Raw genomic sequence first — 17,881 nt, 5'->3', positions numbered from 1 at the left:
GGGTGAAAAAAATGAGCGAATTTCCAACGAAATCATTTCTAATTTTGGAGGATGGCACGGTGTTTGAAGGAACCCACATCGGAGCCCAAAAAGAAGTCATCAGTGAAATTGTTTTCAACACGTCCATGGCAGGTTATCTGGAAGTATTGACAGACCCTTCCTATGCAGGGCAAGCGGTATGTATGACCTATCCGTTAATCGGCAATTATGGGATATGTAAAGACGATATGGAATCGGCAAGACCATGGATCGATGGACTTATTGTACGGGAATTATCCAGGATTCCCAGCAACTTCCGTTCGGATATGACAATCCAGGAATTCCTTGAGGAATATGGGGTGCCGGGAATTGCAGGAATCGATACGAGAGCTCTAACAAAGATTCTTCGGGAAAAGGGCACGATGAACGGAATGATTACAACAAGAAATGATTATGATTTAGAGGAAGTGATTCTCAAATTAAAAAGCTATGCCACGGGCAAAGTGGTAGAAAAAGTAACCTGTGAACAAAAATATGAAATAAAAGGCTCCAGATCTCTTGAGGAGAACGGAGCGATTTCCGGCAGTGCCAAATTCGATAAGGAGGCCTATGATAAAGGAATCCATGAAAGAAAGCCAAGTATCGTTAAAAAGATAAATGGTCTTGGTAAAAAGGTGGCATTGCTCGACTTCGGAGCAAAAGAAAACATTATAGACTCTCTCGTAAAAAGGGGTTGTGATGTTACGGTATATCCGGCTCTTACAACAGCGGAGGAAATTATTGCAGCAGCACCCGATGGTATTATGCTAAGCAATGGACCCGGCGACCCGAAGGAATGTACCTCCATAATAGAAGAACTGAAAACCTTATATCACACAGATATTCCGATATTCGCAATTTGTCTCGGACATCAGTTGATGGCTCTTGCCACAGGCGCGGATACTTTCCGAATGAAATATGGACATAGGGGCGGCAACCATCCGGTGAAGGATTTACAGACCGGTAAAGTATATATATCTTCTCAGAATCATGGATATGTAGTTGACATGGATAAGCTGGACGAGAAAGTAGCGACGCCTGCGTTTATCAATGTAAATGATGGAACAAATGAAGGACTTTCCTATACAGGCAAGAATATTTTTACCGTGCAGTTTCATCCGGAGGCATGTTCAGGACCTGAGGATTCCAGAGATTTATTTGACAGATTTATCGACATGATGAAAGAGAGGAAAAAAGATGCCTAAGAATCCTAATGTAAAAAAAGTTCTGGTAATTGGTTCCGGCCCCATTGTAATCGGGCAGGCTGCAGAATTCGACTATGCGGGCACACAGGCCTGCCGCTCTTTGAAGGAAGAGGGGATTGAGGTAGTGCTTGTCAATTCCAATCCGGCAACCATTATGACGGATAGAGATATTGCGGACAAAATATATATTGAACCATTAACGGTTAAAGTGTTACAGCAGATTATCGAAAAGGAAAAGCCGGATAGCGTATTACCCACACTCGGCGGACAGGCTGGTCTGAACCTGGGTATGGAGCTGGATGAATCGGGCTTCTTGGAAAAGAATAATGTAAGGCTTCTGGGAACCACCGCAAAGACGATAAAGAAGGCAGAAGATCGTCTGGAATTCAAAGAGACCATGGAAAAGATCGGTGAACCTTGTGCCGCTTCCCTCGTGGTGGAGAATGTAAAAGATGGTGTTGAATTCGCAAAGAAAATCGGTTATCCCGTCGTTCTTCGTCCGGCCTATACCTTAGGAGGTTCCGGCGGCGGTATCGCGGATAATCAGATGCAATTGGAAGAAATTCTGGAAAACGGACTTCGCCTTTCCCGCGTAGGGCAGGTGCTTGTAGAACGTTGTATCTCCGGTTGGAAAGAAATTGAATATGAGGTAATCCGGGATAGTGCAGGTAACTGCATTACCGTGTGTAATATGGAGAATATTGATCCGGTAGGTGTACATACCGGGGATAGCATCGTAGTAGCTCCGTCTCAGACTTTGACAGATAAAGAATACCAGATGCTTCGCAGCTCCTCCCTCAACATTATTAACGAGCTGGAGATTACGGGAGGCTGTAACGTACAGTTCGCCCTTCATCCTACCAGTTTTGAGTATTGTGTAATTGAAGTTAATCCCCGTGTAAGCCGTTCCTCTGCGCTTGCCTCTAAAGCGACCGGTTATCCGATTGCGAAGGTAGCGGCGAAGATTGCGCTCGGTTATACATTGGATGAAATAAAGAATGCAATTACCGGCAAGACCTATGCCAGTTTCGAACCCACATTAGACTATTGTGTCGTTAAGATTCCACGTCTTCCCTTCGATAAATTCATTACGGCGAAAAGAACATTGACGACCCAGATGAAGGCAACTGGCGAGGTTATGAGTATTTGTACGAACTTCGAGGGTGCGATGATGAAAGCCATTCGTTCCCTGGAGCAGCACGTAGACTGCTTAAGAAGTTATGACTTTACAGACCTTTCAAAAGAAGAACTTTTGGATAGGCTGAAAATCGTAGATGATCAGAGAATCTATGTGATTGCAGAAAGCTTGAGAAAGGGAATCGATTACGATACCATCCATGAGATTACTATGGTAGATAGGTGGTTTATCGATAAGATCGCCATTTTAGTTGAGATGGAGGATGCGCTGGAAAAAGGTCCTCTTACCTTAGAGTTGTTAAAAGAAGCGAAACGCATTGAATTCCCGGATAATGTAATTAGCAGACTGACAGGTATTCCGGAAGAGGATATTAAGAAGATGCGTTATGACAACGGAATTACCGCTGCTTTTAAGATGGTAGACACCTGTGCCGCAGAATTTGCAGCGAGCACACCTTACTACTATTCCTGTTTTGGAAGTGAAAATGAAGCAGTTCAGACGAATCCTCTCAAGAAAGTACTTGTGCTCGGTTCCGGTCCTATTCGTATCGGTCAAGGTATTGAGTTCGACTACTGTTCGGTGCATGCAACATGGGCTTTCGCCAGGGCGGGATATGAAACGATTATTATCAATAACAATCCTGAGACTGTAAGTACCGATTTCGATATCGCGGACAAGCTCTATTTTGAACCTTTGACACCGGAAGACGTAGAAAATATCGTTAATATAGAAAAGCCTGACGGAGCAGTCGTTCAGTTCGGCGGACAGACAGCAATTAAGCTGACTGAAAGCTTGATGAAGATGGGAGTTCCGATACTGGGAACGAGTGCGGAGAATGTAGATGCGGCAGAGGATAGAGAGCTATTCGATGCGATTTTGGAACAATGTGAAATCCCAAGACCCTCCGGCGGAACGGTATACACAGCGGAAGAAGCTAAGAAGGTAGCCAATAAGCTCGGATACCCTGTTTTGGTGCGCCCGTCCTATGTACTCGGCGGACAGGGAATGCAGATTGCTATTTCCGATGAAGAAGTGGAAGAATTCATGGAAATCATTAACCGCATTGCCCAGGAACATCCGATTTTGGTAGATAAGTATTTACAGGGTAAAGAGATCGAAGTGGACGCCGTATGCGATGGAACCGATATTCTGATTCCCGGTATTATGGAGCATATCGAAAGAGCAGGTGTGCATTCAGGAGACAGTATTTCCGTATATCCGGCACAGAGTATTAGCGATAAGGTGAAAGAAACGATAGCAGAATATACAAGAAGGCTGGCGAAGGCACTGCATGTCATCGGACTCATTAATATTCAGTTTATCGTAGTAGGTGAAGAAGTCTATGTTATCGAGGTGAATCCCCGTTCTTCCAGAACGGTACCTTATATTAGCAAAGTTACAGGTATACCTATCGTAGACTTAGCCACAGAGGTCATTATCGGAAAGACCATTCGCGAACTCGGTTATGAGCCGGGATTGCAGAAGGAATCGGATTATATCGCGATTAAGATGCCGGTATTCTCTTTCGAGAAAATACGCGGTGCTGAAATCAGCTTAGGACCGGAGATGAAATCCACGGGAGAATGTCTCGGTATTTCCAAGACATTTAATGAGGCACTTTATAAGGCATTCCTTGGAGCCGGCGTAAATCTGCCGAAGTATAAGCAGATCATCATTACGGTAAAAGATGCGGATAAGGGAGAGGCGATCGAAATAGGAAAACGCTTCGAAAAACTCGGTTATACCATCTATGCGACGCGAAGCACAGCCAATGCGCTGAAGGATGCAGGAGTGAATGCCCGGAAGGTAAATAAGATCCAACAGGAATCCCCGACGGTAATGGACCTTATCTTAGGGCATAAGATCGACCTTGTCATCGATACCCCTACACAGGGAAGAGATAAATCGAGGGATGGCTTCCTTATAAGAAGAACCGCTATCGAGACCGGCGTGAATTGTCTGACATCACTGGATACGGCAAAAGCTCTTGTAACGAGCCTTGAGCATGTAGGAGAAGAAGAAAAATTAACGTTAGTGGATATTGCATCCTTATAATTGACTGATAAAAGGCTGTTGTAAAAAGAGATAGCTATCCATTCTTTTTGCAGCAGTCTTTTTTCGGCTATACAGGATTCGGTTATGATATTACAGAGTATGCAGGAAATCCTGCAAAGGATATGGGAGTCGGAAAGGAAGGTATCACGAAAGTGATCAATTATGCGAAGGAATTAGACAAGATAATAGAGCAGCAGAAAAGTGAAAAAGGAGGAGAGAGAAGGTCTCTTCTTCTTCATAGCTGCTGTGCGCCATGCAGTAGTTATGTGATGGAATATTTGCGTGAATATTTCGATCTGACTGTATTTTTTTATAATCCTAATATTACTGAAGATAAGGAATATCGCAGACGGGTGGAAGAGCAGAAACGTTTAATTGAAGCATATAATGAGCAAGTGGAAAGCGGAACCTTCGATTCGATGAATTCTACTGTAAATGCTCGTAAAATCGAAGTGATAGAAGGTGACTACGAGCCGGGCCTTTTCTTTGAATTGTCAAAAGGATTGGAGCAATGTCCGGAAGGCGGAGAAAGATGTTTCCGCTGTTATGAGTTGCGTCTTCTGAGAACAGCTCAGTTAGCTACGGAAAAGGGCTTCGATTATTTTACGACAACGCTTACGATAAGCCCCATGAAAAATGCGGGAAAGTTGAATGAAATCGGGCAGGAAATGGCTGTAAAATATGGTTCGTCTTTCCTCCCTTCCGACTTTAAGAAGAAAAATGGTTATAAAAGATCCGTCGAGCTTTCCGGGCAGTTCGATCTGTACCGGCAAAATTATTGCGGATGCGTCTACTCGAGAGTGGAGAGTGAGAAGAGAGCAAGACAGGCAGCAGCACAAGTAGTCGAGGGAAGATAATTATTAGTTACTGGAACGTGAACAGTAACAATTGTTAAAATGTTGTTTTCCATCATTGATAAAATAGATGTGAAATGATAGTATATATAAAGTAAGAAGCTCGGTAAGGAAGGAAAAAATAATGAATAAGATTCTTGATGTTATATCAGATGAGATGAAACGTGCCTTTGTGGCAGCAGGATATTCGAAGGAGTTGGGAAAGGTTACGTTATCGAATCGTCCCGACCTGTGTGAGTATCAGTGCAACGGAGCTATGGCAGGTGCGAAGCAATATAAAAAGGCGCCGATTATGATAGCGCAGGAGGTAGCAGGAGAGCTTACGGCGAGTGAAATATTTGAAGAAGTGAGCGCAGTGGCTCCCGGATTTTTGAATCTGAAGTTAAAGCCTAAATTTTTAAGAGATTATTTGCTACAGATGTCACATGAACCGAAGTTCGGTCTGGACATGCCTGTAAAGCCGAAGAAGATTGTGATCGACTACGGCGGTCCGAATGTGGCAAAGCCATTGCATGTAGGTCATCTTCGTTCAGCAATTATCGGTGAAAGTATTAAACGTATTGCAAGATATGCGGGTCACGAAGTGATTGGAGATATTCATCTGGGGGATTGGGGCTTGCAGATGGGATTGATTGTTACGGAATTGGAAGAGCGTTTCCCTGAACTTCCATATTTCGATGAAAGTTTTCAGGGAGAATATCCTAAAGAAGCTCCTTTTACGATTTCAGAACTGGAAGAGATATATCCTCTGGCAAGCGGCAAGTCCAAGGAAGATGCCGAGTATAGAACAAAGGCTATGAATGCCACCTTTAAGCTCCAAAATGGAGAGAGAGGTTATCGCGCTCTTTGGCAGCATATTCTCGATGTTTCGGTGGCTGACCTGAAGAAGAATTATCGTAATTTGAATGTAGAGTTCGACCTATGGAAAGGGGAATCGGATGTTCATGATCTCATTCCTCATATGGTAGAAGATATGAAGGCAGGGGGCTATGCCTATATTAGTGAAGGAGCCCTTGTTGTGGATGTGAAGGAGGAGACGGATACGAAAGAAATTCCTCCCTGTATGATTTTAAAATCCGACGGCGCAGCCTTATATAATACGACAGATCTTGCGACCATCAGGGAGCGTATGGACCAGATACATCCGGATGAACTTATCTATGTGGTGGACAAGCGTCAGGATCTGTACTTCGAACAAGTATTTCGTTGTGCGAGAAAGACGAAACTTGTGGAACCTGAGACAGAGTTGAAGTTTCTCGGATTCGGTACGATGAATGGCAAGGATGGAAAGCCCTTTAAGACAAGGGAAGGCGGAGTTATGCGCCTAGAGTCTTTGTTGACGGAAATCAATGAAGAAATGTATAAGAAAATAACGGATAACCGGACAGTCGATGAAGATGAGGCGAGAGATATCGCACGTATTGTAGCACTTTCAGCAGTAAAATACGGTGATTTATCCAATCAGGCTTCCAAAGATTATATCTTTGATATCGATAGGTTCACTTCCTTTGAAGGGGATACGGGCCCATATATTCTCTATACGATTGTTCGTATTAAATCGATTTTAAGCAAATACAAGGATATGGGCGGCTCTTTAGTGGAAGTGATGCTCCAGGAGCCGGCAAGTGAATCCGAAAAGGGTCTGATGCTTCAGTTGGTAAGCTTCAATGCCATGATGGAGAGCGCGAATGAAGAGATTGCTCCTCATAAAGTATGTTCCTATATTTATGATTTAGCGAATGCTTTCAACCATTTCTATCATGAAACAAAGATTTTGACAGAAGAAGATCCTGTAAGAAAAGAAGGCTTTATCGCGCTTCTTGTTCTTACAAGAGATATTCTGGAAACCTGTATTGAAGTGCTCGGATTCCAGGCACCGGAGAGAATGTAGGATTGAAAAACTCAGCCTATTCGATATAAAAGGAAATACCTTGGCCGCAAGCGGCCATGGTATATTTTTTGTACACTCGCTTTGCTCGGCGCAGTATAATATTGTTAAAATATTATATGTTTTCGAAAGTGATAAAATTTGATAAAAAATTTGAAAAAACAGCTTGACAAAAAGGTGTTAATAATTGTATACTAGCAAAGCGGGTTGCAGATAGCGACCCACAAACGGGATCTTAGCTCAGCTGGGAGAGCATCTGCCTTACAAGCAGAGGGTCATAGGTTCGAGCCCTATAGGTCCCATCCTCATCGGATAACATCCGGTGAGGATTCATATGGCGAGATAGCTCAGTTGGCTAGAGCATACGGTTCATACCCGTAGTGTCGAGGGTTCGAATCCCCCTCTCGCTATTAGCCATAAATGATGGAAATGTTGATATCAGCATTTCCATCATTTTTTTATTCTATAGAATAAAAGCGCTCCTCGGAGCATGCTTTTGATTTTCCTACGGATAGTTATTGACTTAGTAATACACATAGAGTATGATAAGTATGAAAAGTATAACTTATAAAACTCGAAGGGGAAACCATGAAAAAAGATAAATATGTAGGAATTTGCAAAGTTGGAGAAAAAGGACAAATAGTCATTCCAAAAGAGGCAAGAGATATGTTCAATATAAAGCCGGGAGATTCAATTATTGTATTATGCGATAAACAAAAAGGAATAGCACTTGTAAAATCAGATGTAATTGAAAACATGAGCGATGAAATTCTAGGTGGCGATAATGGATGATGGCAGAAGGTTGGATTATTTAGATAATATTAGATGGATTACAGTTCTTTTAGTAATTATTTATCATATTATATATTTATTTAATAATAGCGGAGTTATCTCGAATATTAATGTAAAAGGAATACCTGTTATGGATACATTCCTAATATTTGTGTATCCCTGGTTTATGTGTTTATTGTTTGTAATAGCGGGTATTTCGAGTAGATATTCTTTGGAGAAAAGGGTCGATAAGGAATTTATAAAAGACAGAGCCCAAAGGATATTGGTACCGTCTTTGCTCGGTATATTTATTTATGGCTGGGTTTCATCTGTAATCACGAATCAATACACAGATATGTTTGTAGGAAAAGGGGATGCGATACCCGGGGTCATAAAATATCTCATTTATTGTTTGGCGGGGATAGGACCATTATGGTTTTGCCATGTTTTATTTATAGGATCTTTACTGATTGTATTGATAAAGAAAATAGATAAGAAAGATAAGTTAACTGAAATTTGCAGAAAAATAAATTTACCGGTATTATTCGCAATGGTTTTTTTAGTATGGGGAAGCTCATTTATATTGAACACCCCTTTAATAACGGTATATAGATTTGGCATATATTTGTTTATGATGTTGCTCGGATATTATGTTTTTTCCAATCAGGAACTAATTATAAAATTGGAAAAAGTATCGCTCCCCCTCACGATAGCATCAATAGTAACTGGGATTGTATATGTAGTAACATATTATGGTCAAAATTTCGCGGATAATAATGTGTTGAATGATCTGTTCAGCAATATTTATTTATGGATTTGTATATTATCGATTTTAGGTATTGGAAATAGGTTTTTGAACTTTAAAAATAAGTTTACCCAATATATGACCGGAAATAATTTTAGTTTTTATATTTTACATTATGTAGTTGAATTGGTTCTGGGTTATTTAATTGTTACTTATTTGGATTTACCGTTTATGATCAATTATATTTTAATATTGCTTGGAGTAATTATTATATTGCCTCTGTTGGTCGAAATAGTAAAGAGAATACCATTTGTTAGATATATGGTTTTAGGAATTAAGAAAAATTTTGCATATTTTCTATGCCTTGTCCATATACTTTACTAATATATATCTTTGGAGGTAAAATATGGCAGGAAGAAAACCGAAAAAATCTATTGAAGAAAGAATTGTTGAGAAAGAAGAACTAATATCCAATCTACAGACTAGAATCAAATCGGAGCAAAATGAATTGGAAGCCCTGTATAACAAGAAGAAAATAAAAGACTTGGAAAGTATCAATGAATACATTACCACGTCTGGATTAAGTGCAGACGAAATCACAGAAGCGTTGGAATCTTACGTAAAACTAAAAGAACAAAGAGTATCGTAAAAAATAGCCAGAAAGGAATATAAATTCCGATCTGGCTATCATTTATTGGGAGGTCATTTTTATTACTAATTACCAATTCATGGACGGAAGTATCTGATTTAATAAATATGCAGTAACTCCTCCGATAAGTATCCATGATATTTTATCTTTTATGATATCGAACTTTTTATAGGTATCATAGGCAGGCTTATTTTCAAGAATATTAACTTTTTCCTTCACTCCGCCAATATCTTCCTTCACATCAGTAATATCAATTCTCATAATCCCCATGGTCTGAGTCATAAGCTGTATATTCGTATTGATATCGTAGATCGCCTTTTGCTCCGACCGAATATCTGAAATATCACTTTTAAGCTCATCGATTTGGTGTGTATTTGATTTACAGCGAGCATCTAGCTCGGCTAATTTTACTTTTTCATCGTCCGTCATTAAAACCTCCAATCTCATATCATTCTTATATATTTTTTCGAAACCCAGCCTACGGTGCCATCGTTTAGTTTTGATTGGTACCATCCATTTTCTTCTCTCAAAAGTGTCATTTCTTCTCCCGATTTCAAAGCCTTAATAATATTAGCGGAAGTATCGGAGCTATAGGTGGTTCTGAAATTAAGTCCTCCGCAGTTATAAACCTGTCCCATAACGGTGCTTACATAATCTCCGGAGATATAGCCTTTATCGGTACGATACCAACCGTTTGAAGTCTTGGCAAGTAGTTGTACGACAGAATCTTTTGCATAATGGCCAAGTCTTGCAGCTCCAGTATTTGGTTGGGAACGGATAGTGAGATTGGTTGAAGCGGTGGTGATTTTACCGAGAAAAGTGATAGAGGTTTCTGTAAAAGAATTAGATGTGGAAGAATCAGTGTTTGTATTTGGTGTATTATTGTTTGTATTAGAGCTTGGGACGTTGTAGAGTATATTGATATCTACATTTCCAATGATTCCGGGAACCTGTCCGCTAGAAGTATATTGCCAGGCATAGATTTCTCTTGCAATAGTATTTTTGGGATTATACTGCTCATTGGGATTAATCGACAGATCCATTTTATTATAGCTGTTGTAATACCTGGCAATCCACCAATCATTACATTTAATTTGACTTATATATGGCTTAATATATGAAGTGTAAAAACTCATTCCCGTATATACTCCGAAATCGTATCCGGCAGACTCAATTACCTCCTGATAAGCGTTGATGATGTCTTTTAAGGTAGCGCCAAGCCCTTGTTGACACTTATCCTCTACATCTAACCATATTTTTAATCTTCTGCCGTTTAATACGGAGAGGACTTTCTGAGCATCTATTTTTGCTTTAGCGGCAGTAGTGGCATAACTATAATTGTAAACACCAATAACGTCAATATTAGTTTCTTTACAGCCCAGATAATATTCTTCGAATTTTTTATCAGGAGTTAAGTCTTTGCGAATAATTTTTAAGATAGCCTTGTTCATGCCTGCTGATTTGACTTTTTTCCAATCGACATTTCCCTGGTATGAGCTGACATCGATACATTTGGAGGTAGGAGCAGTTAAAGAGGAAGAAGTATTAGAAGTACCGGTAGAAGAGTAGTCAATCCATGTGGGAATACCGTACCATTTCCAGCCGTTTCCATCCAATGTAGCCTTCACACAATTGTCTTTACTGGATTTCATTTCTATGACATGTCCATTTCCGCAATAAAATCCCACATGATTAATTGCAGAAGCCGAAGAGCCTTTGAATACTAGACATGCTTTATTGCGCGGTAAAGATGAGATAACCCCTTTTTCATAACATTTGCTGTAATAATTTTGTGCCGTTGTATCAAAGCCGCTTACCGGGAATAAGGCCCCGGAACAATCAGCACCGATTCTCCCGAGACCTTCCTTTAATTTGTTTTCGTAATAGGTTTTATTGTATGTAGAATTACCGTAGGTTTTGTGAAGCTTATCGCAGAGAGCGGGAGTGATGATTTCAGCGTTTGCACCCCATAGGTAGATGGCTTTATTTTTATATAAATTTTCAAAGTGTTGTATTATATTGTTGACTTTAGTAGACATTTTTATCTCCATTAAGTGAGTTTATAGGCGATATAGAATTGTCATTTTACACATATTTCCGCCACCTGCATATAATTTAGCTCCATATCTTACCTTAATATGCCCATCAGATTTATCATAATAAGCACTCGCTAAATCATCACGCCACATTCCGTTCTCTCCCGCACCAATGTAAATATTTTTAGATGCGCCATTTACTTGGACATAAACCTCACTGTAGATGCCAATATAAATATTGTGATTGTTTGTCGTAGAACCAGGCTTTGCTATCACCTCATATCCAGTTGTATCCCCGTTCCACCATCCAGCCCCGTCATCAGTGATCATAATCTTTCTAACCTCAAAGGGGTTACCCAATTTTTTTGGTACTGAATCAGCACCTACTACATACTTTCCGCTAGAATCCTCATAAAATCGCATCCCACCTAATCTGTTACTGACAGAGGTAATTAAGTTATTTAAATTGGCAACAGAGGTGTTAACAGAAGTACTAACACTTGTAATGGAATTATTTAATGCTGTCTTAATTGATTTAAGTAAAGTAACATCGGCAGCATATCCGGCAGACTGATTTTCATTAGTAGTTACACCTTTGAATCCACCTAATTTGTTCTCAGCAGTAGTTCCATCGTTAAATTCTACATCACTTGCCTTACTCCAAAATGAATATCTTTCCCACTTTTTGTTGGTGGAAGTATTATCAATACATTTTCTGTATTTCCGACCGGTCTTAATTGTTTCTTGAATAGCCATTTATTGTCCTCCTTGTATTTTTGCTATTTTTATTGATTATTCATCTATCCATATTTCGCCGACCAGAATATCTGGTTCAGAAGCAGAATGGTGGAAGGGATTATATTTCTCTTTTTCTGATATAGCCTTTTGCCAAGTATTAATTTTGGCTTCTATGAAATTAAATAAATCAGCAGAATAGTTATGAAGACCATTTTGCTGATTTAATAATATATTTGCATCTGTATATTTATTATTTGAAATCAAATTATTATACGCTTCCGTGATAGAAAGGTTCCCTAGATTAACATCATGGAAAAATGTTCGTTCATCAATTCCATCAGGGAATATAGAAGTATATGGATATTGCATTTGTTATCACGCTCCAATCCAAACATCATTAACGGAGCAGATTTCTGGTTCATTATCGAAAAAGACACATTGGGATTTTTGTATCGTCATTATCTGCCCGTTTCTTATCTCTTCCTCGATGGTATTAATTGTTTCTGCACCACCGAGAGAATAGTGTGTTAATATGTCCTCATATTCTGTTATTTTTTTCGCTGCTAATTCAAACAGCCCACGTTCTTTATATCCATTTATTTCATTAATCAAGGATGCAACTGAATCGTCCGCATCCTTGAAATAATGTTGTTTTATTAGTTTATATGGAAAGTTACTGTATTCGTGGGTGTATGAAGAAGAGTTTTGAATTATAAAATCATCGATAGTAATCACCTTCCTTTTATTATTTTTTTACGTATATGTAATTTACCTAAATTTCAATTACCTTATCATATCATTCTATAATTCTTTGATTTATGATATCTAATTTTAAATATTACATGTTCATTTACTTTCTTTTTAAATTCAACTATAAATTGAATTTCACCTGATTTTCGGTCACAGACTTGGATATATTACAATTTAAAATTAACGAGTATTCCTTAATGGTAATGTTTCTAACAATATATACACATCTTTTATTAGTAGCGTTATTAAATGAGACAGTGCTAGTGCAATAACGGTTAGTTAGATTGTTATCATCAAAGAAATGAGGGATTCTTGTTTTAAATGTTTCAGCATTATCATCGGCAACAACGGCAAATTATATAATTCTTTTGGTATGCTTATTTCTCTTGTGTCAGGGTTGATTGTTGTTTTGGGTTCTGTGTCTGGATTTGCAGAAATTAAAGATATATTTATTTGAATATTTATATTATTTAAACCGTTTATCGATCAACGTGTTTTAAATTTTTATTTATATTATTTCATTTACCTTATTCTTTAGCCCAATAATCTTTTCGCTAATTTCTTTATGTCTCTGGTATAATATTTTAGTTGTTATAAGCCTATTCTCAGGTGTAGGATTCCTAAAAATTCCGTGGTAGCTATAATAATATTCTATTAATTACATAGGGTGTGCCGTAACATCAGATATGGTTAGCCCAGCAGTTGTAGGATAATGGGAATATGCCAAAGATATTTCCGAAGTATGATTTTCCATCATCAGGTTTACAACAACAGTACTAAGTACAATTCCATCGGCATTAAGGAGTATTGGGGCTTTTGAAACAGTATATGGACTAAATTGAGAAAATCCTATTATATATGTTGCGATATAGCTTGTGCTTGAATAAGAATAAAATACGGCAATAACCAAATGTCCGTATTTAGAAGACCATTCATTAGGAATAGTAATGTTTCCATCAATAACTTTCGGAACTGATTTATGTTCGTAGCTCTGAAGTTGAGGAATATATGCAGAGGCAATAAATATCCGAGTAGTCCCTGAAATTGTTGTATCAGTTTCAGAACCATCTGAAACTGTTGCTGTTAATATTCCAGAATACTCTCCCATAGAAATGTTATCAATAATAATAATATCATTCAATACAGCGGCGTCTATGTGATTTACAATCCATAATTCAAAATTGTTTGTTATGTAATTTTTTCTAATTTGCAATCTAGGAATGTAATATTGGTCAGATACTTCTACAGAGGATCCTAAAACATACCCATATCCAAAATCCATCCAAACTGTTGCAGTTCCCGGAGAATGCATTCCACGCACGCTTATTGTCACAGATTGCCTCTCACTTTCACTTAACATAAATTCCACAAGCTTTACAGATTTTCCAGCTGATACAGGAATCCGGTGAATGGTATTTCTAGTATCACTTTCGGTAATCATGTCGGCTAATATCATACCCTGTGTTGCATCAAGGGCCATTCCCGGTACCGTGGTGTTAAGATTATTTGTAACATTTGCTTTTAATAAGAATAGATTGTTACTTTCTATCTTATTATAATAATCCGTTAAATCAACAAATGTATTCCCAATCCATTCATATCCATCGGCAGTTCCATCGAGATTAATATATTCATTGTAATTGTCATTCCCAATCGCATCCGGCTTTAATACAAGATAAATGGTATTTGTATCAATATCTTCAATAGGAAGTGATTCCACAATCTGTTTTTTAAATGCATTTTCCCCATGCTGTCCTGCTACCTTTAAATCAGTATATTCTTTTGCCTGATTCAGTGCGTTATCGGCGCTGCCTGCAACATCTGCACCAATTTCCTCAGCAGTATGAGAGTGATCGATAGGAGCGGCATCAGTGATTCCATATTCTTCTAAAGTTGTGGGATTGCTACCATAAGTCACATGTCCGTTTGAGTCCACGGATACCCTGGTATATTCGCCTATATCTACACCACTTTCGGGATGAACATAGAGTGTATCAGTAAACTCAGCATCTTCTGGTACGGATTTCCCAATTGTATATCCGCTGTCTTTCAGTGTATATCCATTGCTATCGAAAATGGGAATGCCGCCATCTGTCACGGTAGACTGGATAGCAGGTATCTGCCTTTGGTTAATGAGATTACTAAGTCCCAATTGCTCTTTTGTAACGTTATGAGGATTGTTTTTGCTGCTTGTGTGTAATGTAAAATCTGTTTGTTTCGTTAGAGTAGCATCTTTATCTTGTAAAGATTTAATGGACGAATCTAATATATCCATGTTGGTGTTTTGCGTCTGAACATTATATTTTTCATCACTTGTTGGCTTTTGTAGTTTTAAGTTCGTTGTTAGATTAATAGTTTTCACCTCCAATTAATTGTTCTAATTCTTTGTGGGTATATTTACTTAACACCCCGTGTTTATATTCGGATAATGCCTTGTGTGTTCCCATTTCTTTTACAATATCATCATATAAAGGATAGAATTTATACATGGTAATCGTTGATGTCCAGGAAGAGAAATCATGGCTGACCGATTTGATAATATATTGTTCTGCTCTGTCAGAATCAGATGTTTGATAGGACACCTTTATATTGACATCATAAAAGGGAACGAGATTTGTTGTTAAGGTGATGCTGTCAGTTAATCTTGCATTTTTCCAATTTTCCCATTCGGCACGGGAGAGGGCGAGAGAGTCGGAGGTGATATTTTCGTATTCACCGCCGGTTTTTACGTCTAATATTTCACCGATTTTTTGTACAGTGAAAGGAGAGTTCTGTATTGTCTGAAACTCTATACTTTCGCAATTATATTTTTTCTGGAAATATTCCTTGGAATACTTTTTCAAAGTAGTTCCATCAGAGAATTTATAATTGTCACCGATTGTTCCGTCGGTGAGAACGTTTAAGCCGTGGGCCTGCCAATGACCGAGTAAATACGCATAAAATACAGTTGTATTATTTATCCTCTTGGATTTTATTTTGAAGACGAAAACAACGCCCTTTTCCAAGGCGTTGCTCTTAATGGCAGTATCTGTGTTTTCGTCCATGATGCTGATGGCTCCCAATCCGTTAATATTTATTTTAGCATCTGCACTATTGGCGGATGGAATCTTAATTGCCACAATATCACCATTATAGTATTTTTCATCATAGCCGTTTATCGTACATGTGTAGAGGTTGTTAGCGTATGTACAATTTTCTGTGTAGAAATCGGCATCAATCACTTTTCCCCATACTTCGCAGATATTTCTTACTTTATTTAATTCTGTGCTTGTATTTTCAGAAACATAAATAGATTTGAGGAATTCATTTGAAAACACTATATTGTCTCTATAGCAACTTGGAATCATTTGACAGATAAAGGTGTTTTGTGTATCGAAAAACATTTCATAATTGGGATATAGGTCACGAAGCTTTTCCAAAATGGTAAGAACAGAGATTCCGGATGAAAACTCTAAATCGTATGGAATAGCATTCCATAGAGTATTTTCTTTTCTATAGTCCTGCCATTTGTCATTATTTTGCGGCATGGCCTTATATTCACCGATATCGTCTACCACATAATTCCTAATATAGCCGAGTTGCGTTAAAACAGTGACCATCGCTTCACGAATTACGTTATATTTTATAACGGCTCCTGTGTTTGGATTCTCTTCATAGGCTGGTATGCGAGTAGTAAGAGCTCCCAATTGTCCGTTTTTGGTTCCATCCAATTTGGAAATATAGTCATTGCAATTGATAACGAGCTGATTCGTAGTGGCATCGTAATTACCGGATGTATTGGTATAGACATAATGTCCCATAGAATAATAGATATATTCTTGTTTTCTTAAGTCTAGTACGCCAAGATACAGGCGTAGTTCTTTATTGATCCAGACTACGCCTTCTTCCGATATCTTAGTATCGTTACGGTCAAATAATGTGGGAATCAATGTAACAGAGAAAGTCCTTCGAACGGAAGAGGTGCTGTCAATGGAAGCAGAACCGCCCACAATAGTACCTTGCAGGACATCCAAAATAGTTCCGTTTTCTTTTAATATTTCTATTTTAATATTATAATGAATGGAAAGCTGAGTCATTAAATCTAAGTCATATTTAGTTATCATAAATTCCACCATTCTTCAGCGACATCGGATAGATTCGCTTTATATAAATGTTCTTCGGAGAAGCAGTTGCCAATTTCCACCCATTCAAAGGAAATATCTCTATTATTATAGATAGAATCCGCTGTATCCGAAATATCGCCTGTAATTTGAATGAGCCATATTCTTCCGTCGAAATGTTTTAGAAGCTTGGGCATTCCATCGGAAAGAAAGTCTGTAACCTTTCTCTGGAATCGGATGCGTTCCCCGTTTTCCATTTCGAAGGTACATGTTTCCTCGTCGAGAGACATGAATTTTCCCCGGAAGGTGCCCTTATCGTAATTCGCCTTTGTGTTGCGGATATATGTGGGATATTTATTTAAAATCGTTACGTTGGATGAAGAAGGGAAGACTCTTGCGGTATCACAGAAGCCATCGCCGGCAGGAGAGCCGATAATATTATTTTTCTCAGCGAAGAAGATAGAATCGAACTTTGAATCGGCAAAAGCAGTATAATATTCGCTCTCTGTACCGTATAGTGTGGAAAGCAAGGCATATTCATACTGTGTATTGCTTGCATTAAAATAGTCGTTTGCTATAATGCCGGTTCTGAAATCTTCCAGGCTGTTTATTTTCTTGACGGCAATTGTCATCCAATTATGCTCACTATCCCTACGCTTTATTAAAACATGGGATACCGTTTTAAGATTCCAATCCACGTTACCGCCGGAAGTAGTATTGTTGAAATCGGCATGAAAAATTGTATCGAAATTCCATTCTTTCGGACAGTCCATCGTAGGATCGGATTCTGTTTCTTTCGTAATATATAGACAATCAAATAAGCCATTTTTCAATACGATATAAGTCATGTTTTTGACCGATGTGGGTGTAAGAGGAATCGTATGACAGTCCGCGCCCAGAATATTATTTCCTAGAAAAAACATAGAATATCACC

General features: G+C 38.5%; 15 protein-coding genes and 2 tRNA genes. 9 read left to right on the top strand and 8 right to left on the bottom strand.

Annotated elements, in window-relative coordinates; genetic code table 11:
- Window positions 1-11 precede the first annotated feature (11 nt).
- The 9 genes from RBB56_RS02480 (at window position 12) to RBB56_RS02440 (ending at window position 9,323) form a co-directional block, all read left to right on the top strand.
- The gene (locus RBB56_RS02480) at window positions 12-1,223 is read left to right on the top strand and encodes a carbamoyl phosphate synthase small subunit (RefSeq protein WP_306722070.1); all 1,212 of its coding nucleotides are present in this window, start codon (window positions 12-14) and stop codon (window positions 1,221-1,223) included.
- The gene (gene carB, locus RBB56_RS02475) at window positions 1,216-4,416 is read left to right on the top strand and encodes a carbamoyl-phosphate synthase large subunit (protein WP_306720828.1); all 3,201 of its coding nucleotides are present in this window, start codon (window positions 1,216-1,218) and stop codon (window positions 4,414-4,416) included. The genes RBB56_RS02480 and carB overlap by 8 nt, the downstream gene beginning before the upstream one ends.
- Window positions 4,417-4,538: 122 nt before the next feature.
- The gene (locus RBB56_RS02470; RefSeq protein ID WP_306722069.1) at window positions 4,539-5,273 is read left to right on the top strand and encodes an epoxyqueuosine reductase QueH; all 735 of its coding nucleotides are present in this window, start codon (window positions 4,539-4,541) and stop codon (window positions 5,271-5,273) included.
- Window positions 5,274-5,394: 121 nt separating this feature from the next.
- Window positions 5,395-7,161 carry an arginine--tRNA ligase gene (gene argS / locus RBB56_RS02465; protein ID WP_306720827.1) on the top strand — a complete coding sequence of 589 codons (1,767 nt, stop codon included), beginning with the start codon at window positions 5,395-5,397 and terminating at the stop codon, window positions 7,159-7,161.
- A 226-nt stretch (window positions 7,162-7,387) separates the two neighbouring features.
- A tRNA-Val gene (locus RBB56_RS02460) sits at window positions 7,388-7,460 on the top strand.
- Between the two features lie 34 nt (window positions 7,461-7,494).
- Window positions 7,495-7,568, top strand: a tRNA-Met gene (locus RBB56_RS02455).
- A 178-nt stretch (window positions 7,569-7,746) separates the two neighbouring features.
- On the top strand, window positions 7,747-7,950 hold the full coding sequence (locus RBB56_RS02450; RefSeq protein ID WP_306720826.1) for an AbrB/MazE/SpoVT family DNA-binding domain-containing protein: 204 nt from the start codon (window positions 7,747-7,749) through the stop codon (window positions 7,948-7,950).
- Entirely contained in the window at window positions 7,943-9,058 is a 1,116-nt protein-coding gene (locus RBB56_RS02445) for an acyltransferase family protein (protein WP_306720825.1), read from the top strand. The genes RBB56_RS02450 and RBB56_RS02445 overlap by 8 nt, the downstream gene beginning before the upstream one ends.
- Window positions 9,059-9,080: 22 nt before the next feature.
- Entirely contained in the window at window positions 9,081-9,323 is a 243-nt protein-coding gene (locus RBB56_RS02440; protein ID WP_306720824.1) for a hypothetical protein, read from the top strand.
- Between the two features lie 69 nt (window positions 9,324-9,392).
- On the opposite strand, the gene RBB56_RS02435 is transcribed toward RBB56_RS02440, so the two are convergent.
- From RBB56_RS02435 to RBB56_RS02400, 8 genes are all read right to left on the bottom strand, one after another.
- The gene (locus tag RBB56_RS02435) at window positions 9,393-9,752 is read right to left on the bottom strand and encodes a hypothetical protein (RefSeq protein WP_306720823.1); all 360 of its coding nucleotides are present in this window, start codon (window positions 9,750-9,752) and stop codon (window positions 9,393-9,395) included.
- Window positions 9,753-9,766: 14 nt separating this feature from the next.
- The gene (locus tag RBB56_RS02430) at window positions 9,767-11,362 is read right to left on the bottom strand and encodes a GH25 family lysozyme (RefSeq protein ID WP_306720822.1); all 1,596 of its coding nucleotides are present in this window, start codon (window positions 11,360-11,362) and stop codon (window positions 9,767-9,769) included.
- Between the two features lie 21 nt (window positions 11,363-11,383).
- Window positions 11,384-12,115, bottom strand: a complete 732-nt coding sequence (locus RBB56_RS02425; protein WP_306720821.1) for a hypothetical protein — start codon at window positions 12,113-12,115, stop codon at window positions 11,384-11,386.
- A gap of 36 nt (window positions 12,116-12,151) precedes the next feature.
- Window positions 12,152-12,466: a hypothetical protein gene (locus RBB56_RS02420; protein ID WP_306720820.1), complete on the bottom strand. Its 315-nt coding sequence runs from the start codon at window positions 12,464-12,466 to the stop codon at window positions 12,152-12,154.
- 6 nt (window positions 12,467-12,472) lie between these two features.
- Entirely contained in the window at window positions 12,473-12,709 is a 237-nt protein-coding gene (locus tag RBB56_RS02415) for a hypothetical protein (protein ID WP_306720819.1), read from the bottom strand.
- A gap of 796 nt (window positions 12,710-13,505) precedes the next feature.
- Entirely contained in the window at window positions 13,506-15,209 is a 1,704-nt protein-coding gene (locus RBB56_RS02410; RefSeq protein WP_306720818.1) for a hypothetical protein, read from the bottom strand.
- The gene (locus RBB56_RS02405) at window positions 15,196-16,950 is read right to left on the bottom strand and encodes a DUF5048 domain-containing protein (RefSeq protein ID WP_306720817.1); all 1,755 of its coding nucleotides are present in this window, start codon (window positions 16,948-16,950) and stop codon (window positions 15,196-15,198) included. The genes RBB56_RS02410 and RBB56_RS02405 overlap by 14 nt, the downstream gene beginning before the upstream one ends.
- Window positions 16,947-17,870 carry a hypothetical protein gene (locus tag RBB56_RS02400; RefSeq protein ID WP_306720816.1) on the bottom strand — a complete coding sequence of 308 codons (924 nt, stop codon included), beginning with the start codon at window positions 17,868-17,870 and terminating at the stop codon, window positions 16,947-16,949. The genes RBB56_RS02405 and RBB56_RS02400 overlap by 4 nt, the downstream gene beginning before the upstream one ends.
- Window positions 17,871-17,881 lie beyond the last annotated feature (11 nt).

Origin of the sequence: Kineothrix sp. MB12-C1 (assembly GCF_030863805.1) — a bacterium.
In the GTDB taxonomy this organism is placed as follows: domain Bacteria; phylum Bacillota; class Clostridia; order Lachnospirales; family Lachnospiraceae; genus Kineothrix.
The sequence above is the reverse complement of the archived record's forward strand: the minus strand, read 5'-3'. Positions and strand labels throughout refer to the sequence as shown.